The sequence below is a fragment of the Kitasatospora sp. NPDC051702 genome, from assembly GCF_040681575.1.
In the GTDB taxonomy this organism is placed as follows: Bacteria; Actinomycetota; Actinomycetes; order Streptomycetales; family Streptomycetaceae; genus Kitasatospora.
Window position 1 is genome coordinate 23,989 of sequence record NZ_JBFAZB010000056.1, and the last position, 17,344, is coordinate 41,332.

Annotated in this window: 17 protein-coding genes and 1 pseudogene; 6 read left to right on the top strand and 12 right to left on the bottom strand. The window is 76.1% G+C overall.

Annotated features, from left to right (window positions below):
• Nucleotides 1–83: 83 nt before the first annotated feature.
• The 6 genes from AB0N04_RS33245 (at nt 84) to AB0N04_RS33270 (ending at nt 4,941) form a co-directional block, all read left to right on the top strand.
• A complete protein-coding gene (locus AB0N04_RS33245; RefSeq protein WP_360216599.1) occupies nt 84–953 on the top strand; it encodes a class I SAM-dependent methyltransferase in 870 nt (289 codons plus the stop codon).
• A 204-nt stretch (nt 954–1,157) separates the two neighbouring features.
• Entirely contained in the window at nt 1,158–1,502 is a 345-nt protein-coding gene (locus AB0N04_RS33250; RefSeq protein ID WP_360216602.1) for a PadR family transcriptional regulator, read from the top strand.
• Nucleotides 1,499–2,461, top strand: a complete 963-nt coding sequence (locus tag AB0N04_RS33255; RefSeq protein ID WP_360216605.1) for a hypothetical protein — start codon at nt 1,499–1,501, stop codon at nt 2,459–2,461. Before AB0N04_RS33250 ends, AB0N04_RS33255 begins: the two co-directional genes overlap by 4 nt.
• A gap of 226 nt (nt 2,462–2,687) precedes the next feature.
• Nucleotides 2,688–3,572, top strand: coding sequence for an isocitrate lyase/PEP mutase family protein (locus AB0N04_RS33260; protein WP_360216608.1), 885 nt, complete (start codon nt 2,688–2,690; stop codon nt 3,570–3,572).
• A complete protein-coding gene (locus AB0N04_RS33265; protein WP_360216611.1) occupies nt 3,569–3,874 on the top strand; it encodes a hypothetical protein in 306 nt (101 codons plus the stop codon). Before AB0N04_RS33260 ends, AB0N04_RS33265 begins: the two co-directional genes overlap by 4 nt.
• Complete coding sequence (locus AB0N04_RS33270; protein WP_360216614.1) at nt 3,871–4,941, top strand: bile acid:sodium symporter family protein; 1,071 nt, start codon at nt 3,871–3,873, stop codon at nt 4,939–4,941. The genes AB0N04_RS33265 and AB0N04_RS33270 overlap by 4 nt, the downstream gene beginning before the upstream one ends.
• 61 nt (nt 4,942–5,002) lie before the next feature.
• Here AB0N04_RS33270 and AB0N04_RS33275 read toward each other — a convergent pair whose 3' ends face one another.
• From AB0N04_RS33275 to AB0N04_RS33330, 12 genes and pseudogenes are all read right to left on the bottom strand, one after another.
• Nucleotides 5,003–5,845: a hypothetical protein gene (locus AB0N04_RS33275; RefSeq protein ID WP_360216617.1), complete on the bottom strand. Its 843-nt coding sequence runs from the start codon at nt 5,843–5,845 to the stop codon at nt 5,003–5,005.
• Nucleotides 5,842–7,734, bottom strand: a complete 1,893-nt coding sequence (locus AB0N04_RS33280) for a GMC family oxidoreductase (RefSeq protein ID WP_360216620.1) — start codon at nt 7,732–7,734, stop codon at nt 5,842–5,844. Before AB0N04_RS33280 ends, AB0N04_RS33275 begins: the two co-directional genes overlap by 4 nt.
• Nucleotides 7,731–8,090: a hypothetical protein gene (locus AB0N04_RS33285; protein ID WP_360216679.1), complete on the bottom strand. Its 360-nt coding sequence runs from the start codon at nt 8,088–8,090 to the stop codon at nt 7,731–7,733. Before AB0N04_RS33285 ends, AB0N04_RS33280 begins: the two co-directional genes overlap by 4 nt.
• 234 nt (nt 8,091–8,324) lie before the next feature.
• A complete protein-coding gene (locus tag AB0N04_RS33290) occupies nt 8,325–9,386 on the bottom strand; it encodes a TIGR03617 family F420-dependent LLM class oxidoreductase (protein ID WP_360216623.1) in 1,062 nt (353 codons plus the stop codon).
• A gap of 83 nt (nt 9,387–9,469) precedes the next feature.
• On the bottom strand, nt 9,470–10,618 hold the full coding sequence (locus tag AB0N04_RS33295) for a zinc ribbon domain-containing protein (protein ID WP_363365634.1): 1,149 nt from the start codon (nt 10,616–10,618) through the stop codon (nt 9,470–9,472).
• A gap of 609 nt (nt 10,619–11,227) precedes the next feature.
• Nucleotides 11,228–11,293, bottom strand: a pseudogene (locus AB0N04_RS33300) (zinc-ribbon domain-containing protein); the annotation flags it as partial.
• A 3-nt stretch (nt 11,294–11,296) separates the two neighbouring features.
• Nucleotides 11,297–11,860, bottom strand: coding sequence for a phage tail protein I (locus AB0N04_RS33305; protein ID WP_360216626.1), 564 nt, complete (start codon nt 11,858–11,860; stop codon nt 11,297–11,299).
• On the bottom strand, nt 11,857–13,818 hold the full coding sequence (locus AB0N04_RS33310) for a putative baseplate assembly protein (RefSeq protein WP_360216629.1): 1,962 nt from the start codon (nt 13,816–13,818) through the stop codon (nt 11,857–11,859). The genes AB0N04_RS33305 and AB0N04_RS33310 overlap by 4 nt, the downstream gene beginning before the upstream one ends.
• On the bottom strand, nt 13,818–14,258 hold the full coding sequence (locus AB0N04_RS33315) for a GPW/gp25 family protein (protein ID WP_360216632.1): 441 nt from the start codon (nt 14,256–14,258) through the stop codon (nt 13,818–13,820). Before AB0N04_RS33315 ends, AB0N04_RS33310 begins: the two co-directional genes overlap by 1 nt.
• Nucleotides 14,255–14,566: a PAAR domain-containing protein gene (locus AB0N04_RS33320; protein ID WP_360216635.1), complete on the bottom strand. Its 312-nt coding sequence runs from the start codon at nt 14,564–14,566 to the stop codon at nt 14,255–14,257. The genes AB0N04_RS33315 and AB0N04_RS33320 overlap by 4 nt, the downstream gene beginning before the upstream one ends.
• Nucleotides 14,567–14,730: 164 nt before the next feature.
• Nucleotides 14,731–16,509 carry a VgrG-related protein gene (locus AB0N04_RS33325; RefSeq protein WP_360216638.1) on the bottom strand — a complete coding sequence of 593 codons (1,779 nt, stop codon included), beginning with the start codon at nt 16,507–16,509 and terminating at the stop codon, nt 14,731–14,733.
• Entirely contained in the window at nt 16,506–17,225 is a 720-nt protein-coding gene (locus tag AB0N04_RS33330; protein ID WP_360216641.1) for a LysM peptidoglycan-binding domain-containing protein, read from the bottom strand. The genes AB0N04_RS33325 and AB0N04_RS33330 overlap by 4 nt, the downstream gene beginning before the upstream one ends.
• Nucleotides 17,226–17,344: the final 119 nt, after the last annotated feature.

Sequence of the window (17,344 nt, forward strand, 5' to 3'; positions counted from 1 at the left end):
TGATGATCCGCCTCACGTCCACGGCGTCCCCCTCCGCGGCGTGCCCCTGCCACCGCGCCCCGCCCGTCCCCCTGGAGGCCGCCGTGCCCACCGCCGAGACCGCAGCCGCCCGCCCCGCGCCGCTGACCCGGGACGACATCCCCGGTTGGTTCTTCCGTCTCGACCGGGCCGCCTTCGGGCACCTGCTGGCCGCCCAGACCGCGGCCGGCACGACCGGCGACCTGCTCGAACTCGGCAGCTACCTCGGCCGCAGCGCCGTGCTGCTCGGCGACCACCTGCGGCCCGGCGAGCGGCTGACCGTCTGCGACCTGTTCGACTCCGAGGCGGGCGACGCGGACAACGCCGCCGAGATGACGATGTCCTACCGCAGGACCCTCACCCGCAGTGCCTTCGAGGCCAACTACCTCGCCTTCCACGCCGAGCTGCCGGAGATCGTGCAGGCGCCCACCTCGGTGCTGGCCGACGGCCGGATCCCGGCCGGCAGCTGCCGGTTCGTCCACATCGACGCCTCCCACCTGTACGAACACGTCGCCGGGGACATCGCGGTGGCCAGGGCGGCACTGACCGAGCACGGCGTCGTCGCGCTCGACGACTACCGCTCCGAGCACACCCCCGGCGTCTCCGCGGCGGTCTGGGAGGCGGTCTTCACCGGCGGCCTGCGCCCGGTGCTGCTCACCCCGATGAAGTTCTACGGCACCTGGGGCGACGCCGAGGCCGTCCGGCAGGTCCTGCTGGAGCGCGACTGGCGGGCCGAGGGCTACACCGTGGACGACGACACCATCGCCGGGCAGCGGGTGCTGCGGCTCAACTACCAGGTCAAGGCGCCCGTCCAGCAGTCCGCCCCGCGCCGGCTCGCACTGGACCTGCTGCCGCCGGTCGCCACCCGGGCGACCCGCCGGGTGCTCCGGACGCTGCGCGAGCGCCGCGCCGCACCGCCGGTGCCCGCTTCCTGACACCCCCGGACGGGCGGACGGCCCCGGTGGCGCACCTGCGCCCCGGGGCCTCGTGCTGTCCGCGCACCCACCCCTCCGGGGACTCCGCCCCGCCGTGGAGCGTCTGCTGAACGACCATCACCCGCCGGCCCGGCCGAGGTGGCGTCAGATCTTCTTCATAGTACGGCTAGCGGTACATACCGTCAGCCGTACTATGATGCCGCCATGAATCATCGCGCTCTGCAGGAGCCGACGACGCTCCTGCTCACCGCCCTCGCCGACGCGCCGCGCCACGGCTACGCGCTGATCGCCGAGGTCTCGGAGATCTCCGGCGGCCGCGTCAGACTCCGGGCGGGCACCCTCTACGGGGCCCTCGACCGGCTGCTCGCCGACGGTCTGATCCGGATCGAGCAGGAGGAGGTCGTCGAGGGCCGGCTGCGCCGCACCTTCGCGCTGACCGCCGACGGCCGCGAACTCCTCGCCACCGAGGCCGAGCGCCTCCAGTCCACCGCCCGGGAGGCCAAGCGCCGCCTGGGCCTCCAGTTCCGCCCCGCCGGAGGCCTCGCATGACCGATCGCCAGCCCACCCGCACCGCCCGGGCCCTGGACTGGGCCGCCTCGCTCTACCCGGACTCCTACGGCCGCGAGCGGGCCCGCGAGGTCGCGGAGACCGCCGCGCTCGCCGCCGAGGAGGCCGGGCCCTGGGGCCGGCTCCGCCAGGTCGCCGACGTGGCGGCCCACGGGCTGCGGGTCGGTGCCGGCCTCAGCTCGGACCGCCCGCTCGGCCGCGCGCTCGGCCTGGTCGCGCCCTGGGCGGCCACCCTGGCGGGGGTGCAGGCCCTGCTCGCCACACTGGCGACCGCCCGCCGGAGCGCCCTGTGGCCGGGCGAGGAGCCCTTCGCCCCGCCGACCCTGCCGCTCGTGCTGGTCACCCTGGCCCTGCTGGCACCGGTCGCCCTGACCGCCGGGGCCGCACTGCTCGGCCGCTGGGCGGGGGCACGGGCCTTCGCCCTGGCGGCCCTCGCGAGCGCCGCCGCCCTCGGCGCCGCCGCCTCCGCCACCTCGCTGCACGACCTCACCGGCCTGCAGCCGGGCTCGCTGCCCGGGCGGAGCACCCTGCTCGCCACCTCGCTCGCCATGCTGCTGGTGCGGATCTGCCCGCCGGACCGCGCACCCGGGCGGCGGGCCCCGCTCGTGGTGCTCGCCCTCGGCACCGCGCTCCCCGGCGCGGCCTCCTGGGCGTACGGACTGACCTTCGGCGACGGCTACACGACCCCGACCGATCCCTTCTGGCTCGTCGCCCCGATGCTGGCGGCCGTCGTGCTCGCCGTGGAGCCGCTGTCGACCTCCGAGCGGCTGTGCGCCGCCGTTCCGCTGCTCGCCGTCCCGGTGCTCAGCTCCCCCTACGACACCCGCAACCCGCTCCTGACGGCGGTGTACCTGCTCGGGCCCGCCCTGCTGGCCTACCTGGCCGCCGCCGCGGCACGGACGGCGGTGCGGCGCTTCCGGGCACCGGTCGCGCGCGGCTGACCGGACCGGCCGGGGCCCGGCTCCCCCGGGGGCGGTGGCGTGGATCCCCCACGCCGCCGCCCCTTTCCCATGCCCAGTCATATCTTCACGAATTCCATCACTCCAACGAGGGAATCTCCTTTAAAGATTTGCCCACAGAACATTAAAGGGCGCATAGTGATGGCACCTCAGTTTGGTCTAGAGAAGGCCAAGTTCAGGCAAAGTCACCGATCGCGAGGAGAAGGCCATGTTCCACGGAACCACGGCGTCGGGCCACGGGCAGCGGCTCCGCGAGGAGATCGCCGGCCCCGGGGCCACGCCCCTCATCGGCGTCTACGACATGTACTCGGCCTCCATCGCGGCCGAGCACTACGACGGCATGTTCGTCTCCGGATTCGGCTTCGCCGCGTCCTACTACGGCCTGCCCGACATCGGCTTCATCGCCTGGCCGGACATGGTCGCCTTCGTCGAACGGCTGCGCGGCGCCTTCCCCCGGCACCACCTCCTGGTCGACATCGACGACGGCTACGTCGATCCCGAGGTGGCCTGCCACGTGGTGCGCCGGCTCGAACGCATCGGCGCCTCGGGCGTCATCCTGGAGGACCAGAAGCGGCCGCGGCGCTGCGGCCACGCCGACGGCAAGCAGGTCCTCCCGCTGGAGGAGTACCTGGAGAAGCTGGAGCTCGTCCTCGCCAACCGGACGGACCTCGTGGTGGTCGCCCGCACCGACGCCACCGAGGAGGAGGACATCCTGCGCCGCGCCCGGGCCCTGGCCGCCACCGACGCCGACGTCGTCCTGGTCGACGGGGTGCGCAGCGAGGAGTGGATCCGGCGGATCCGGCGCGTCGTCGGGGGCAAGCCGCTGCTCTTCAACCAGATCGCGGGCGGCAAGTCCCCCCGGCTGTCGCTCTCCGAACTCACCGAGCTGGGGGTGGACGTCGCCATCTACAGCACCCCCTGCCTGTTCGCCGCCCACCAGGCGATGGACGAGGCGCTGGCCGGGCTGAAGGTCGCCGACGGGCGGCTGCCGGCGGCCGCCGGCCAGAGCCGGCAGATCGGCGTGCGCGAGTCCACCGAACTGCTGGAGCGGAACATCGCGGCCTCCCGTCCGCTCGCGGGGGTGACGGCGTGACGGCCGGGCAGCGCGGCCCCGCCCCGCCCTGGGCCGCAGCACTGCCGGTGCTCGCCGCCCTGGGGTGGGCGGTGAGCGGGTCGGCACCCGCCGAGCGGGCCGCCCCCGCGCCGGTGGCCGGCAGCGCGCTGATCACCCTCGTCGACAACAGCCACGCCGACTCCTGGGTGGAGATCGACCGCACGGCCGACGTCCAGCAGGGCAGCGGCTCCGCGGGCAGCGACCAGGACGGCCCCGGCTCCCTGGTGGGCGGGCTGCTGGGGGTCGTCCCGAACGGCGGCGTGCCCGGAGGCGGCCGGTGACGGACCGCACCGCCGATCGCGGCCGGTGGCACCGGCTCCTGCCCCGCCGGCTCGACCCGTACACGGCGGCGCTGGCCGGGGTGGTCGGCCTGGCCGCCCTCTTCCCGGCGACGGGCGGCCGGGCCCGGGCGGCGGAGACGGCCTGCGACCTCGCGGTGGCCCTGCTGTTCTTCCTCTACGGCGCCCGCCTGTCCACCCGGGAGACACTGGCCGGCCTGCGCCGGCTGCGCCTGCACGGCCTGGTGCTCACCGCCACCTTCGTCCTCTTCCCGCTGCTCGGGCTGGCCACCGCTCTGCTCACACCCGTCCCGCTGACCGGGCAGTTTCAGACCGGCGTGCTGTTCCTCTGCCTGGTCCCGTCGACGGTGCAGTCCTCGGTCGCGCTCACCGGCGCGGCGGGCGGGGACGTCCCGGCGGCGATCTGCGCGGGCACCTACTCCAGTCTGGCCGGGCTGCTGGTGACCCCGCTGCTGGCGGCCTGGCTGCTGGACGCCCACGGCGCGCTCTCCGCCGACGGGCTGGTCCGGATCGGGCTCCAGCTGCTCGCCCCGTTCCTGCTCGGGCAGGTGCTGCGGCCCTGCCTGGGCGCGTTCCTGGCCCGGCACAGACGGGTGCTGACCCCGGTGGACCGCGGCTCGATCCTGCTCGTCGTCTACACGGCGTTCAGCGCGGCCACGGCCCGGGGCAGCTGGGGCCTGGCCGGGCCGGGCGCCCTGCTGGGCCTGCTCGCGGTGCTGCTCGCCCTGCTCGCCGCCGCGCTGGCCGCCACCGCCCTGGGCGCCCGGCTGCTCCGGCTGGACCGGGCGGCCACCATCGCCGCGGTGCTCTGCGGCTCGCAGAAGAGCCTGGCGAACGGCCTGCCGATGGCCACCGTCCTGTTCGGCCCCGAGGCCGGGGTACTGGCGCTGCCCCTGATGGCCTACCACCAGCTCCAGCTGGTCACCGGCACGGTGCTCGCCGGCCGCTGGGCCCGGGCGCCGGCCGCCCCGGCCACCGGGCCGGCGGCGCCAGGCCGGCGGGTGCCGGCCGCCCTCACCGGTCCGGGCGGGCCTCCGCCACCGGGGTGAGCCCCGGTGGCGCACCACCCGGGGGTGCGCCACCGACGGTGCCGCGACAGGGCTCCGCGGGCTACCGGACGTAGTAGGCGCGGTTGTGGGCGGCGACGGGCGCGGACTGGTACGTCCAGACGCCTGCGGCGGGCGCGTCGGCGATCAGGTGGGCGAGGTCGCGGGCGGCCTCCTCGGCGGGGTTGCCCACGTCGAGGCGGACGCGGTCGGCCGCGCGGCCGTCCAACGCGTGGTAGCGGTAGGGCTGGTGGACGTTGAGCGGCCCGGCGAGCAGCCGGCCCTCCTCGTCGGTGCCGTAGCCGGTGATCGGGGTGTTGTTGACGGACTCGGGGGTGAGCCCGCCCAGGTCCACGTCCAGGGCGAGGAGTTGCTCGTCGTGGCGGCGCAGCCCGTCCGGTCCGAGCTCGGCGCGGCGGCAGGAGACGGACCAACGCTCCTGCACGGCCGCCGCGTTGAGCGAGGGCAGGGTGGTCTCGAACCAGCCGGGGTGCTTGGGCTCGGCGTAGAGGCGGCGCCCGGCGTCGATGGCGAGCGGGTTGTCGCAGAGGACGTGGAGCCGGGCGATGCCGAGCAGCTTGGTCTGGTCGTGGCCACGGGCGTAGCCGCCGTAGTCGAGCTCGGGCAGCCGGTCCTCGGCGAACGCCGGGTGGGCGACCAGGTTGATCTCCAGCTCCTCGGTGACGCCGCCGCCGTTCGGGTACTGGGCGAAGTACAGCTGGTAGTTGAGCGACACGCAGGCCCGGCCGTCGAAGACGGCGACGGTCAGCCCGGGGTGGCGCTTGCGGAGCAGCTCGCGCGCCCGCTCGGGTGCGACCAGGTAGTCGACGCCGATGTTGTGCAGCGCGCCGTAGTGGAACGGCAGGTGGTACGGCTCGGGAACGGGCGGGAGCGGCAGGCCGGTCATGGCGTCTCCGTGAGATCGGACGGGTGGAGGTCGGACGGGTGGGGGTCGGACGGGCGTGGCCCCGGCAGGTGGCGGTCGGCCGGGCCGGGCACGGACGGGCCCGACGGCGACGGGTCCGGCCCGGCCGGACGGGCCGCGGTGGTCACGGGCAGCGGGCGGCGCAGCTCCTGCAGGTCCCGGTCCATCCGCTCGGCGCTGCGCAGGGCGAGTGCGGCCATGGTGAGGGAGGGGTTGGAGGTGCCGAGCGAGGGCATCGAGCCGCACCCGACGGCGTACAGGTTCGGGTGGTCCCAGCAGCGCTGCCACTGGTCGACGACCGAGGTGGCCGGCGAGTCGCCCATGAGGTGGGTGCCGCCCGCGTGGCCCGCGCCGCGGTAGCCGTAGGCGACGCCCCGGTGCTCCACCCGCCCCGGCCAGCCGGGCCCCGCCGGGTAGGCGGTGTGGTCCTCGGCGCCGAGCAGCGCGAACAGCTGGTCCGACACCGCGCGGGCCGAGGCCAGGCCCTCCCGGACGTACTCGTCGAGGTCGTAGCGGACGGCGGGGGCCGGCAGCCCGAGCCGGTCCCGGCGGTCCGGGTCGAGGGTGACCCGGTTGGCCGGGTCGGCGGGCTGCTCCAGCTCGAACTGGAGGGAGAACTGACGGCCGAGCCGGTCGCCGAGGCGTTCGCGCAGTTCCTCGCCCCGCAGTCCGGCGGCCAGCAGCGCTGCGGTCTCCGCCTGCGGCGTGCCGCCGGCCCAGGACCAGCCCCAGTTGCCGATCTCGATCCGGAACGGCGCCCGGCGGGCCCGGACCGGTCCGAACCGGAAGGCCTCCAGTCCGCTGGTCGAGCCGGGCCCACGGTAGGGGCCGACCGGGCGGGGCATCAGCCCCCAGGTGAGCAGCGCCGGGTGGTCCATCAGGTTGCGGCCCACCTGGTCGCTGCGGCCGGTCAGGCCGGACAGGAGCAGCAGCCGGGCGTTCTCGACGGCGTGCGCGGCGAGGACGACCAGGTCCGCGTCCACCCGGTGGACGGTGCCGCCGGCCAGGTAGGTCACGCCGGTGGCGCGCCCGGTGGCCGGGTCGACCAGCACCCGGCTCACCACGGCGTCGGTGCGCAGCTCGACGCCGGCCGCCCAGCGGGCCTGGGTCCGCAGGGGCGTGTACTTGGCCCCGCTCGGGCAGACCGGCACGCAGCTGGCGCTGCCCGCGCAGGGCGGCCCGACGGCGTCGCCGGGGCGGGTGGGCAGGCCGTTGCGGGCGTGCGGGGTGAGCGTGACGGCGAGCCGGGAGGGGCCCGGCCCGGCCGGGTCGCGCACCGTCCGGCCGTCGAGGGCCCGGGCGAGCAGCCGGTCCAGGTGGCTGGCCGGGATCGCCCGCATGGGGAAGGCGTAGTCCTCCGGGATGGGCAGTCCGACGGCGCTGCGCTGCTGCGCCGCGTCGGCGGCCACGCCGAGTTCGTGTTCGGCGGCGCGGTAGTACGGCTCCAGGTCGTGGTAGCCGATCGGCCAGTTGCGGCCGCGCCCGAGGTCGCCGGTGCGGAAGTCCTCGGGGTGCATGCGCGGGGTGAGCCCGGTCCAGAGCAGCCCGGTGCCGCCGTTGGCGCGCAGGTAGCCGCTGGCGTAGGGCTGCGGTCCGTACTGGCGGAGGTGTCCGGTGGCGGTGAAGCCGCCGCCGGGGAGCCCGGCGAGGTCGGTGACGTCGGGCGAGGGGGCGTCGGGGCTGTGCGGGTACGGCGAGGTGGGCGGGCCGCCGCCGGCCGCGCGGTGGGCGGCGGCGGTCTCGGCGGGGGTGGGGGCGACCGGTCCGGCCTCCAGGACGAGGACGCGCCGGCCGTGGGCCCCGAGGCGGTGGGCGACCAGGGTGCCGGCGAAGCCCGCGCCGACCACGACGGCGTCCCAGCGGGCGGTCACCGGGCACCGCTCCCGCGGGGCGGTTCGGCCCAGCTGCCGTGGCCGGGGGCGGCGGAGCCGGGCGGGGCGGCGTGGAAGGTCCGCCAGACCAGGCCCTGGTCGTGGGCGTGGACGGAGGAGGGCTGTTCGCCCGGCCAGGCGCCGACGTACCAGAGGTGGACCAGCGCGTGGTCGTCGCGGACCCGGTGGGCCAGGACGGTGCGGTGGTGCTCGTGGGCGACGCCGGTGGCGCGCAGCTCGGGTTCGTCGAAGCCGGTCAGTTCGGCGCAGACGCGCAGGAACTCGTCGAAGTCGGCGAGGTGGTCGGAGGCCCCGGGCTCGGTGGGGCGGTCCGGGGCTGGGTGGTCGTCCGGCACGGTCAAGCGGGCACCCCCACGGGCGTCGACGGATGGCCAAGACATGACAGGCACCGTGACGGACCGCCGGGCGGCGCGTCACGTTCCTCGGCGTGATCCTGCCGCCCACAGGTGCGGACGGGGATGCGTTGCCCGAATCTGCCCGGACTTGGCCGCCGCCCGACCGATCGGGTACGGAGCGCGCCCGGTCGGCGCCGCGTTCGGCGCGGCCGGGCGGAGCGCCCCGGTGGAGGGTCAGGCCGGCTGCGGCCCGTCGAGCGCACGGACCGCGGCCAGGACGTCCAGGCCCAGCTCCGGGTCCGCGTCCGGCGGCAGGCTGACGGAGAGCCGGGTCACCAGCCCGCCGTAGCGGCGGGTCAGCTCGCGGGCGACCTCCTCCACCGGGCCCGACACCGCGAAGGTGTCGAACACCTCGTCGTCGATCAGCGCCGCCATCTCCGCCCAGCGGCCGCGCACCGAGTGGGTGTGCAGCTCCTCCTGGAGCCCCTCCCACCCGTACCGGGCGAGCACCGGGCGGTAGGCCGGGGTCGAGGCGTAGAAGGCCAGCCGCTCCCGCACCCCGGCCCGGTTGGCGGCCAGCTCCTCCTCCGTGCGGCCGGTGGCGGTCAGCACGTTGCCGGTGATCTCGAACGGCCGGTCCGTCCACGGCTCGCCGTCCGCCTCCGCCCGCGCCCGGGCCTCCGTCAGCCCGGGCAGCACCTGCTCCGACAGGTAGGCGGGAGAGGAGAACGGGTGGCTCAGGAACCCGTCGGCCACCGCCCCGGCGGTGCGGGTCATCAGCGGGCCGACCCCGGCCAGCAGGATCCGCGGCACCCCCGCCGGGACCGGGTCGGGCGAGAAGACCGGCGACATCATCGTGTGGGTGTAGAACTCGCCCCGGAAGCGCAGCCGTTCACCGGTCTGCCAGCTGTGCCAGATCGCCCGGACGGCGTGGACGTACTCGCGCATCCGGCCCGCCGGACGGTCCCAGGGCATCCCGAAACGCTTCTCGATGTGCGGCCTGACCTGCGAACCCAGCCCGATGACGGCCCGTCCGCCGGAGGCCGCGTGCAGGCCCCACGCCTGGTAGGCGAGCGTCATCGGGGTGCGGGCGAAGGCCACCGCGATGCCCGTGGCCAGCTCGATCGACCGGGTGCGGTCGGCCGCCCGGGCCAGCTGCAGGAACGGGTCGTAGGCGGTCTCGGCGACCACCAGCCGGTCCATGCCGCGCTGTTCGGCCCGCTCGGCCGCGTCGAGGATCCCCGCCGGGTGCCCGGAGGCGGTGGCGTCGAGTCGGAGGGCGGGCGGTCGGTGCATGGCGGTGCTCCTGGTCGCGGGCTGCGGCGGTACCCGGGTAGCCTCCCACGCCGGCGTCCGGGAACACGGCCGCAGCCCGCTCTTCAACGCTTGAAGAACTCCACCTCCGCGAGGGCGATCGGGCCGCCCTCCGGGCCGGCCGCTTCACGGACGACCAGCGTCACCTTCACCACGTCGCTCACCCCGGTCAGCACCGTCTGCGGGCCCGGCTTGTCGTTCAGGGTCACCTTCTGCTCGTGCACCTTCCCGTCCGAGCTGGTCGCCCGGAGGTCCAGGCCGATCGGCCGCGCCGTCTTCTGGAACTCCTGCGGCTCGGTGGAGGACCCGCCGTGCACGATGACGTCGACCAGCCGGAACGGCTTGGCGAAGGTGAAGCTGATCGAGTCCCCCGTGCGCGGCGCGGCCCAGTAGCTGTTGCTGAGGCCGTCCACGGCCTGGGCGGCGGGGTGCCCGCCGGCGGCGGCGCTCGCCTCGACCCCGGTCGGGGTGATCGCCTTGGCGTCGCGCAGCTTGTCCAGCACGTCCTCGTACGCGTTGCGGCCCGCCGGGTAGAGCAGGACCCCGGCGACCACCAGCGCCGCCACCACCAGCACCGCGATCATCCGGCGCAGGGCGGTGCCGGAGCCGCCGATCCGCACCCGACGGCGGAACGGCCAACGGGTCCGCCACCAGGGCAGCGCGGGAGCGGCCTCGGCGACGGTCAGCGGCGCGGCGCAGCGCCGGCAGAACCGGCGGTCGGGCCGGTTGGGCGTCTGGCACCGCGGGCAGGGCGGGCCGACCTGGGCCTCCTCGGCCGTGGACGGCCGGACCACCGGACGCGGCGCGACCGGTTTGGCGGGCTGCACGGCCACCGGGTCCGCCTCGGGCTGCCGGACGGCCTCGGGGCGCGGTTGCACCGGGCCCGGCTGGACCGGCGCCGGGTCGGCGGCGCGCGCGGCCCCGAGGGTGCGGCCGGTCCGGGAGGTGCGCCCGGTTCCGGCGGTGTCCGCCTCCGCGGTGCCCGTCCCGGGCGCCCCCGTGCCGGCGCTGTCAGGGGGGCCGGCGGCCCCGGTGCTCCCGGCGTCCGCGGCGCGCTCCGTCCGGGAGGTGCGGCCCGTCCGGAAGGTGCGGCCGGTCCGGGAGGTCCGCCCCGTCTCGGCGGTGCCGCTCCCGGCGGCGCCCGTCCCGGGCGTCTCGGGGCCCGCGGTGCTCGGGGCGGCGGGGGCACCGACGCTACCGGCGCCGGGAGTCACGGCCTCGGCGCTCCCCGAAGCGGGGGTCCCCGAAGCGGGCGTCCCCAAATCGGTGCTCCCGGCCGTGGCGCTCCCGGCCGCGGGGAATCCGCTCCGGGAGGTCCGCCCCGTCGTCGCCGACGTGCCCGTCCCGGCCGTGCCCGTCCCGGCGGCGTCCAGCGCCGCCCCGGCCGCCGCCTCGGCGGCCGCGGTGACGGCCGCGTCCAGGCCACCGGTGGCCCCGGTGCCGGACGTGCGCCCCGTGCGGACGCTGCGCACCGTGTCGAGGGTGCGCCGGAGGCCGCGGGTGCGCCCGGTGGCACGGGCGCTCGCCGGACCGGTGGCCGGTGTGTCGGTGGCCGGCGTGTCGTCAGACGTCGCCGGAGCCGGCGGTTCGGGGGCGGCGGCCCGGACCGGCTGCGCGGCGGGCGCACCGGCGGCCGGCGCCCCGGCCGCGGACGCGCGGACGCCCGCCTCGCGGGCCGGAGGCTCCGCGGCGGCCCCCACCGCCCGCGACGGCGACGACGACGGCGCCGCTGCCTCACCGCCACCCGCGGGCCCACCACCGGCCGGGGCCGGGGCCGACGGCGGGGCCGACGACGGCCTCCCCGCGGACCACCCCAGGTAGGCCCCGCAGTTGCCGCAGAAGTCGTCCCCGTCCTCGTTGGCCACTCCGCACTCGGGACACGTACGCATCGCTCAGCTCTCCTCCGTCCCGGGTGGACCGGGCAACACCTGCACCCGGCAGGTGAGATGGACCGGGCAGGACGCCCGGACGACGGCCAGCACCTGTTCCTCGTCCAGCTGCGGGGTGCGCTCCGGCCAGACGCGCACCAGCAGTTCCCCGGACGGCGCCGGCGGCAGGGCCGCGTCCGCGTCGGTGGACCAGGCCGCTCCGCCGCCGTCCACGACCTGCGCACCGGCACCGAGGACCAGCCGCAGCCGTTCCTGGAGCCCGCGCCGGGTGCCGCGCCACCGGTGCAGTTCGAGCGCGCGGCCGACGACGGCGCGCCGGACCTCCTCCGGCCAGGCCGGGTCGGTGTCCACCGCGACCCAGCCGGCCAGCCAGTCGAGGAAGTCGGCCGGGGCCAGCCGCGCCTGGAAGTAGGCGGGCAGGTTCTCCAGGGTGGCGAACACCGGGGCGAGGACGGTGTCCAGCCCCGCGGTGAACCGCTGGGCGAGGTCGTCCTCGGCGTACATCGAGGGCAGCAGCCCGCCGATCGGGTGGGGGCTGCGCAGCCCCGGCAGGGCGGCCCGGCTCACCGCGGACCGTCCCCGGCCAGCGGGCCCACCACGACCTGGTGCTGGTGCGAGAAGACGAGGGCGTCGGGGGCGACGTCGACCCGCTCGGCGGGCGCGCCCCGGCGCCCGGTGATCGGGTCCGCCGGGAAGAGGCGCAGCTCGTCGACCGCGGCGACGCCGGGCACCTGCTGCAGCACCGCGAACATCTCCCCGTACTGCACGGACCGGCCGAACGGCCAGCCCGACCCGTCCGCCCCGCCGCGCAGCGGGTTGAGGTACCGGAACAGCGCGGTGAGCGCCGCCTCGCGGACCCGGTCCGCGTCCGGGGCGTCGGTCGCCAGCCGGGCCACCACCGTCACCCCCTGGTAGGAGGGCGGCTGGACGAGCAGCCGGGTGCCGACCAGCCGCCGCTCGTCGAGGGCGGTGGCGATCGCGGCCAGCATCGGCTCCCCGGGGATCAGCTGCTCGAAGCGCAGCCGGTCGCCCTCGTCGGCGACCGCGTCGGGGACCACGAGCACCCGTACGGCGCCCGCCTCCCCGGCGACGGCCGGCACGCAGCGGATCCGGGCCGCGGAGGGCGCGGCCTGGCGGGCGATCAGCTCGTAGTCCCCCGCGGTGACGGCCCGTTCCTGCAGCCGCAGCACGTGCGGGGCCCGCTGCTTGGCGTTCTCCACCGTCTCGCCGTCGACCCCGCCCCGGGCCGCCTCGCGGTTGTCCACACTGGCCACGTACGGAACGGAGCTGCGCAGCACGGTGATGGTGCTCCGGGCGACGTTGCCGGCCGTCCCCCCGCCGGTGCGGTAGTGCGGCACCCGCAGCTGGGCGCCCTTGGGCGGCACCGCGCCGAAGGAGCGCAGGGTGCCGTCGGGTTCCCGGACGGCGGGCGGGAAGGCGAACTCGCCCGTGGTGGCGTCGATGACCACGTGCCGGTCGGTCGGCGCGGAGTCGCCGAAGTGCTCGACGGCCCTCCAGCGCTCCCAGCCCTCGCCGGCCGACACCTCGACCACCGGGGCCCCGTCGTCGAGCAGGACGGGCGGCCGGGCGAGCCGGAACCGCTGGCCGGCGACGCCCTCCGAGGCGCCGAGCGGCGCGTCGACGACGCTCTGCGCGTGGACGACGGTCGCGGTGCCGCCGACGGTGAACACCTCGGCCCGGCGGATCGTCGGGGACTCCGCGTAGAACGGCTGGCCCGGCTCGGGCGCCGTCACCCGGCAGCGCAGCCAGCCCGCCCGGCGCCCGGCGACCACCGAGGCGGTGTGCCCGGCGGGCACGAACACCACGACCTCACCGGGGCGGTTGAGGCCGCCGGTGGTGTCGGTGCCGGTCTCGCAGGCGGTCCACCGCGCGCCGTCCCACACCTCCCAGGCCAGCGGCGGCTGCCGGGGGTCGACGCCGACGCCCTCGACCCGGCTGTCGAGCCGGACCACGAGGATGCAGCGGGGCACGACCGTCGGCAGGGCGAACAGCATGGCGTCCCCGACCTCGGGGCGCGGCTGGAAGCAGGGCACGTCCACGCCGTCGGCGAGCCGGGTGGTGCCGTCGCTCTGCTCCCCGGCGGCGGAGACGGTGACCAGCCGGTCGAGGGAGCTCGGCACCACCGGCAGGTCCTCGACGGTGGAGAAGACCACCGCCTCCTCGGTCTCGGTGCGCTGCGTGGAGACCTCGGTGCCGGCACGCAGCAGGACGGTCTCGGGCTGCGGGGCCGACAGCCAGAAGTCGACCTCGGCGGTCGCCGCGGACGGCGGGAAGAGCCGCACCCCCAGCAGGTCGAGGAAGGCGGAGTAGTTCTTCTCGGGCACCCGGTTCAGCCGGTAGAGCAGCTGGTCGACCATGTACGCGAAGGTCTCGATCAGCGTGACCCCGGGGTCGGACACGTTGTGGTCGGTCCACTCCGGGGCGCGCTGCTGCACGAACCGCTTGGCCTCGTCGACGAGCTGCTGGAAGCGGCGGTCGTCCAGGTTCGGGGAGGGCAGTGGCATCAGAGCGCTCCCCCGCTCAGGGCGCCGGAGGTCTCCGGGGCGTCCGGGGAGGCCGGGATCGTGTAGAAGGGGAAGACCAGGTTGCGGCGGTCGTTGGTGGACCGCACGGTGTAGTGGACGTCGATGTAGAGCGTGCCGTCGTCCACGGTGTCGAAGGCGATCACGACGTCGTCGACCTCGATCCTGGGTTCCCAGCGCTCCAGGGCGATGCGCACCTCGCGGGCGATCCGCCCGGCGGTGCTGCCGTCGCTCGGCGCGAACACGTACTCGTGGATGCCGCAGCCGAACTCCGGGCGCATCGGCCGCTCCCCGGGGGCGGTGCCGAGGATGAGCCGGATGGCCTCCTCGATCTCCCGGTCCCGGTCCACCATGCCGATCCCGCCCGTGGCGTTGACCCGGAGCGGGAAGGCCCAGCCCCGGCCGATGAAGTTGGCGGTCATGCGACGCCCCCGATCAGTACGGTGAACGCGCCGGTCAGGATCCGCGCGCCACAGGCCGTCTTGTCCCCCATCCGGGCCGCCGGGAGCCCGCCGATCAGCACCTCGCCCCTGGCCACCGCCCCGAGGTCGGGCAGCACGACGTTGGCGGGCCCGAGTTCGACGTGCGGGACGCAGGCGTGCAGGCTGCCGGCGACGGCGGCCGGTCGGCCGCCGATCAGCACGGTCTCCACCGCGAGGGCGCCTGGGGGCGGGGTGGTGAGGGCACCGCCGTGGTCGGTGGTGTCGCCCGTCCGGGCTGCGGGTGGCATGTGCGGTCTCCCATCGGATGGTGTGCGGGGCCGGGGCGGTCTTCGGGGCCGGCCCGCCCCGGGTGTGCGACCCGCATCGACGCGGGTTCGGTCGGTGCGGGCCGGGTGGACGTCAACCCTCCCAGTGGGAAGCATGTCTGACGTCACGTCAATCACTTGTCGGTTCAGTTGATGCGCACCAGCGCCGCCTTGAGCACCGCGAGCGCGCCGCCGTCCACGGTGACCTCGGTCCGGCCGGTGACGTTCACCGACGCCCCCCGCAGGTTCACGGCCCCGGTGCCGGCGTCGATGGTGACGCCGGAGGAGGACAGCCGGACGGAGCTCGCCGCCGCGCCGGCCGCGCCGAAGACCGTCAGCACGATCTCGCCGCGCTGCTCGTCCAGCTTGACCTCCAGCTTGCGGTCCCCGCTGGCCAGCCGGACGCCGGACGGCCCGCCGGGGACGTCCAGCAGTTCCATCCGGTGGCCCGAACGGGACACCAGCGAACGGCGGTTGACCTTCCCCGAGGCCGGGTCGACCAGCGGGACGTCGTGCCGCGACGGCTTGTCGACGCCGTTGTACAGGCCCCCCAACACGTACGGGCTGTCCAGGGAGCCCTGCTCGAAGCCGACCAGCACCTCGTCGTTGACCTCCGGGCTGAACACGCCGCCGCCGCCCTGGCCGCCCCACTGGACGGTGCGCACCCAGTCCGAGACGTAGGTGTCGTCCAGCCACGGGAACTTCAGCCGGACCCAGCCGCGTTGCGCACCGCCCGGCTCCCGGACGTCGGTGACCACGGCGATCGCCAGGCCCGGAATCCGCGGCCCGCGCGGCGGCGCGGCGCCCCCGGCGGCCAGCCCGGCCAGCGAGCGGTCCGGCGCCGCGCTCACCACGACGGTGGTCCGGTACCCGCGGTACGGCTCCAGCAGGTGGCGCACGGCCGTCGCGGTGTAGCGGCCGGAGAAGGCCGCGCCGACGTTGCCCAGGGCGACGGGCGTGCCCGCCCGCAGCCTCGGGTTGCCCTCCGCCACCGCCTCCAGCTCGCCGAACCCGGCGGCCACCGAGGCCGCGATCGACCCGGCCGCGGCCGCGGTCTCCGCCTGGGTGCGGTACGGCGTGTCGGCGACGGTCATCCGGCTCTTGCCCGGGAAGGCCGCGCCCACCGTGGACGGGCTCAGCCCGGGGCGCACCGTCTCGCCGTTCACCGACGGCTCGGTGGCGACCAGGGCCTTCTTGGTGGTCACGTTCCAGCCGCGCACCTCGACCGCGTCCGCCCCGCCGCCGCCCGTCAGCACGCCGCGCAGCTCCAGCAGGTTGCGGCCGTACTCCAGCACCAGCGGGTTCTGCGGGGCGGGCGTCGAGGGCGCGGGCGCCTTGGAGGCCGGCTCGGGCTTCACGAACTCCAGCAGCCCGGCGTCGTCCACCCGCACCTGCGCGCCGCTCTCCTGCGCCAGGTACTGCAGGAACTCCCAGTCGGAGACGTTCGCCTGCGAGAGCTGCTGGTGGACGACGGGGAACGCGTCGACCCGGCCGCAGCCCAGCCCCGCGCCCGCCGCCACCTGGCGGACGATGTCCGCCGTCGTCATGGTGCGGAAGGCCTTCACCCGGCGGCCTCGCATCAGCCGGTGGGTGACCGCGGAGGCCCGCACCACGGTGAACGAGCCCGTGGCGTCCACGTCCAGCTCCAGTGCCGTCACCTCCCCGGTGAACAGCCGCTCCTGCGCGTGGTCCTGGACGGTCACCACCGAGACCTTCAGCTTGGTGCCGATGGTGATGCCGGTCTCGGCGAGGAAGCCGTGGTACGCGTCGCGGAACACCAGGACGGCCGTGTCGGGCAGGCCGACGCTCTCCTCGATGTCGCAGGAGACCAGCTGCGCCGCCCACGCCGCCGGGAGCGGGCCCGGTGCCTCGACGATCGGGTCGGCGGCGAAGGAACGGCCGCCGCGCGCCTCGGGGGTGGTCACGGCCGACCACCCCGCGCCCGGTCGTCGACGGCCGGAACGATCAGCTCCGTGCCGGGGACGAGCACCATCGGGTCGTCCAGGTCGTTGGCCTCGGCGATGGTCCGCCACGCCGTCGCGTCGCCGTACTCGCGCCAGGCGAGCAGCGGCAGGCTGTCCCCCGCGATCACCCGGTGGGTGCTGCGGGCCTCCATCGAGCCCGACGTCGGGTTCTGGCCCGCCGGGTCGACGCTGGCCTCGTCGATGGTGAGCGAGCAGGTCGCCCGCAGCGGCTTGCCGTCCACGTCGAACAGCGAGTAGGTGACGGACAGGGCGCTCAGCACCCCGTTGAACGAGGTCGTCCTCGACGTCCCCCAGTCCAGCCGGATCCACGGGCTCGACGGCGTCTTGCGCGCCAGGCTGCTCGGGGTCGGCACGCAGGCCGTCATCAGCTGCTCCACCGCCCGTTCCACGGAGTTGTCGTGCGTCGCGGTGGCGTCGAGGAACACCTCCAGGGAGAGCGAGCGCGGCCCGCTGCCGACGAACTCGGGCAGCGCGGACTGGCCGGCCGTCCGGGACGGCGTGCGGCGCCACTCGGTGGACTTGCTCAGCACGAGGCTCGCCGGGTTGAACTGCAGCCGGAGCCGCACGAGCACGCCGCCCGGCTGGGCGCCGACGGTCGACGGGGGCTCCATGATGGTCACCTGGGCCCGGGTCACGCTCGCGGGGACCGAGGACATCCCGCACCTCCTTCCGTTGGTCGTCTGGTCGTCTGGTCGTCTGCTGGTCTGTGGCGGTTCGGTGGTCGGCGGCGGTCCGGTCGCCCGGTGGTCCGTGGCGGTCCGGCGGTCCGGTCGCC

Bases quoted from the DNA above. Each gene is read 5' to 3' on its own strand.
- AB0N04_RS33275 (WP_360216617.1), bottom strand. From the start codon at position 5,845: ATGACCGGCCTGCCGCTCCCGCCCGTTCCCGAGCCGTACCACCTGCCG.
- AB0N04_RS33330 (WP_360216641.1), bottom strand. From the start codon at position 17,225: ATGTCCTCGGTCCCCGCGAGCGTGACCCGGGCCCAGGTGACCATCATG.
- AB0N04_RS33250 (WP_360216602.1), top strand. From the start codon at position 1,158: ATGAATCATCGCGCTCTGCAGGAGCCGACGACGCTCCTGCTCACCGCC.
- AB0N04_RS33310 (WP_360216629.1), bottom strand. From the start codon at position 13,818: ATGCCACTGCCCTCCCCGAACCTGGACGACCGCCGCTTCCAGCAGCTC.
- AB0N04_RS33320 (WP_360216635.1), bottom strand. From the start codon at position 14,566: ATGCCACCCGCAGCCCGGACGGGCGACACCACCGACCACGGCGGTGCC.
- AB0N04_RS33315 (WP_360216632.1), bottom strand. From the start codon at position 14,258: ATGACCGCCAACTTCATCGGCCGGGGCTGGGCCTTCCCGCTCCGGGTC.
- AB0N04_RS33260 (WP_360216608.1), top strand. From the start codon at position 2,688: ATGTTCCACGGAACCACGGCGTCGGGCCACGGGCAGCGGCTCCGCGAG.
- AB0N04_RS33290 (WP_360216623.1), bottom strand. From the start codon at position 9,386: ATGCACCGACCGCCCGCCCTCCGACTCGACGCCACCGCCTCCGGGCAC.
- AB0N04_RS33255 (WP_360216605.1), top strand. From the start codon at position 1,499: ATGACCGATCGCCAGCCCACCCGCACCGCCCGGGCCCTGGACTGGGCC.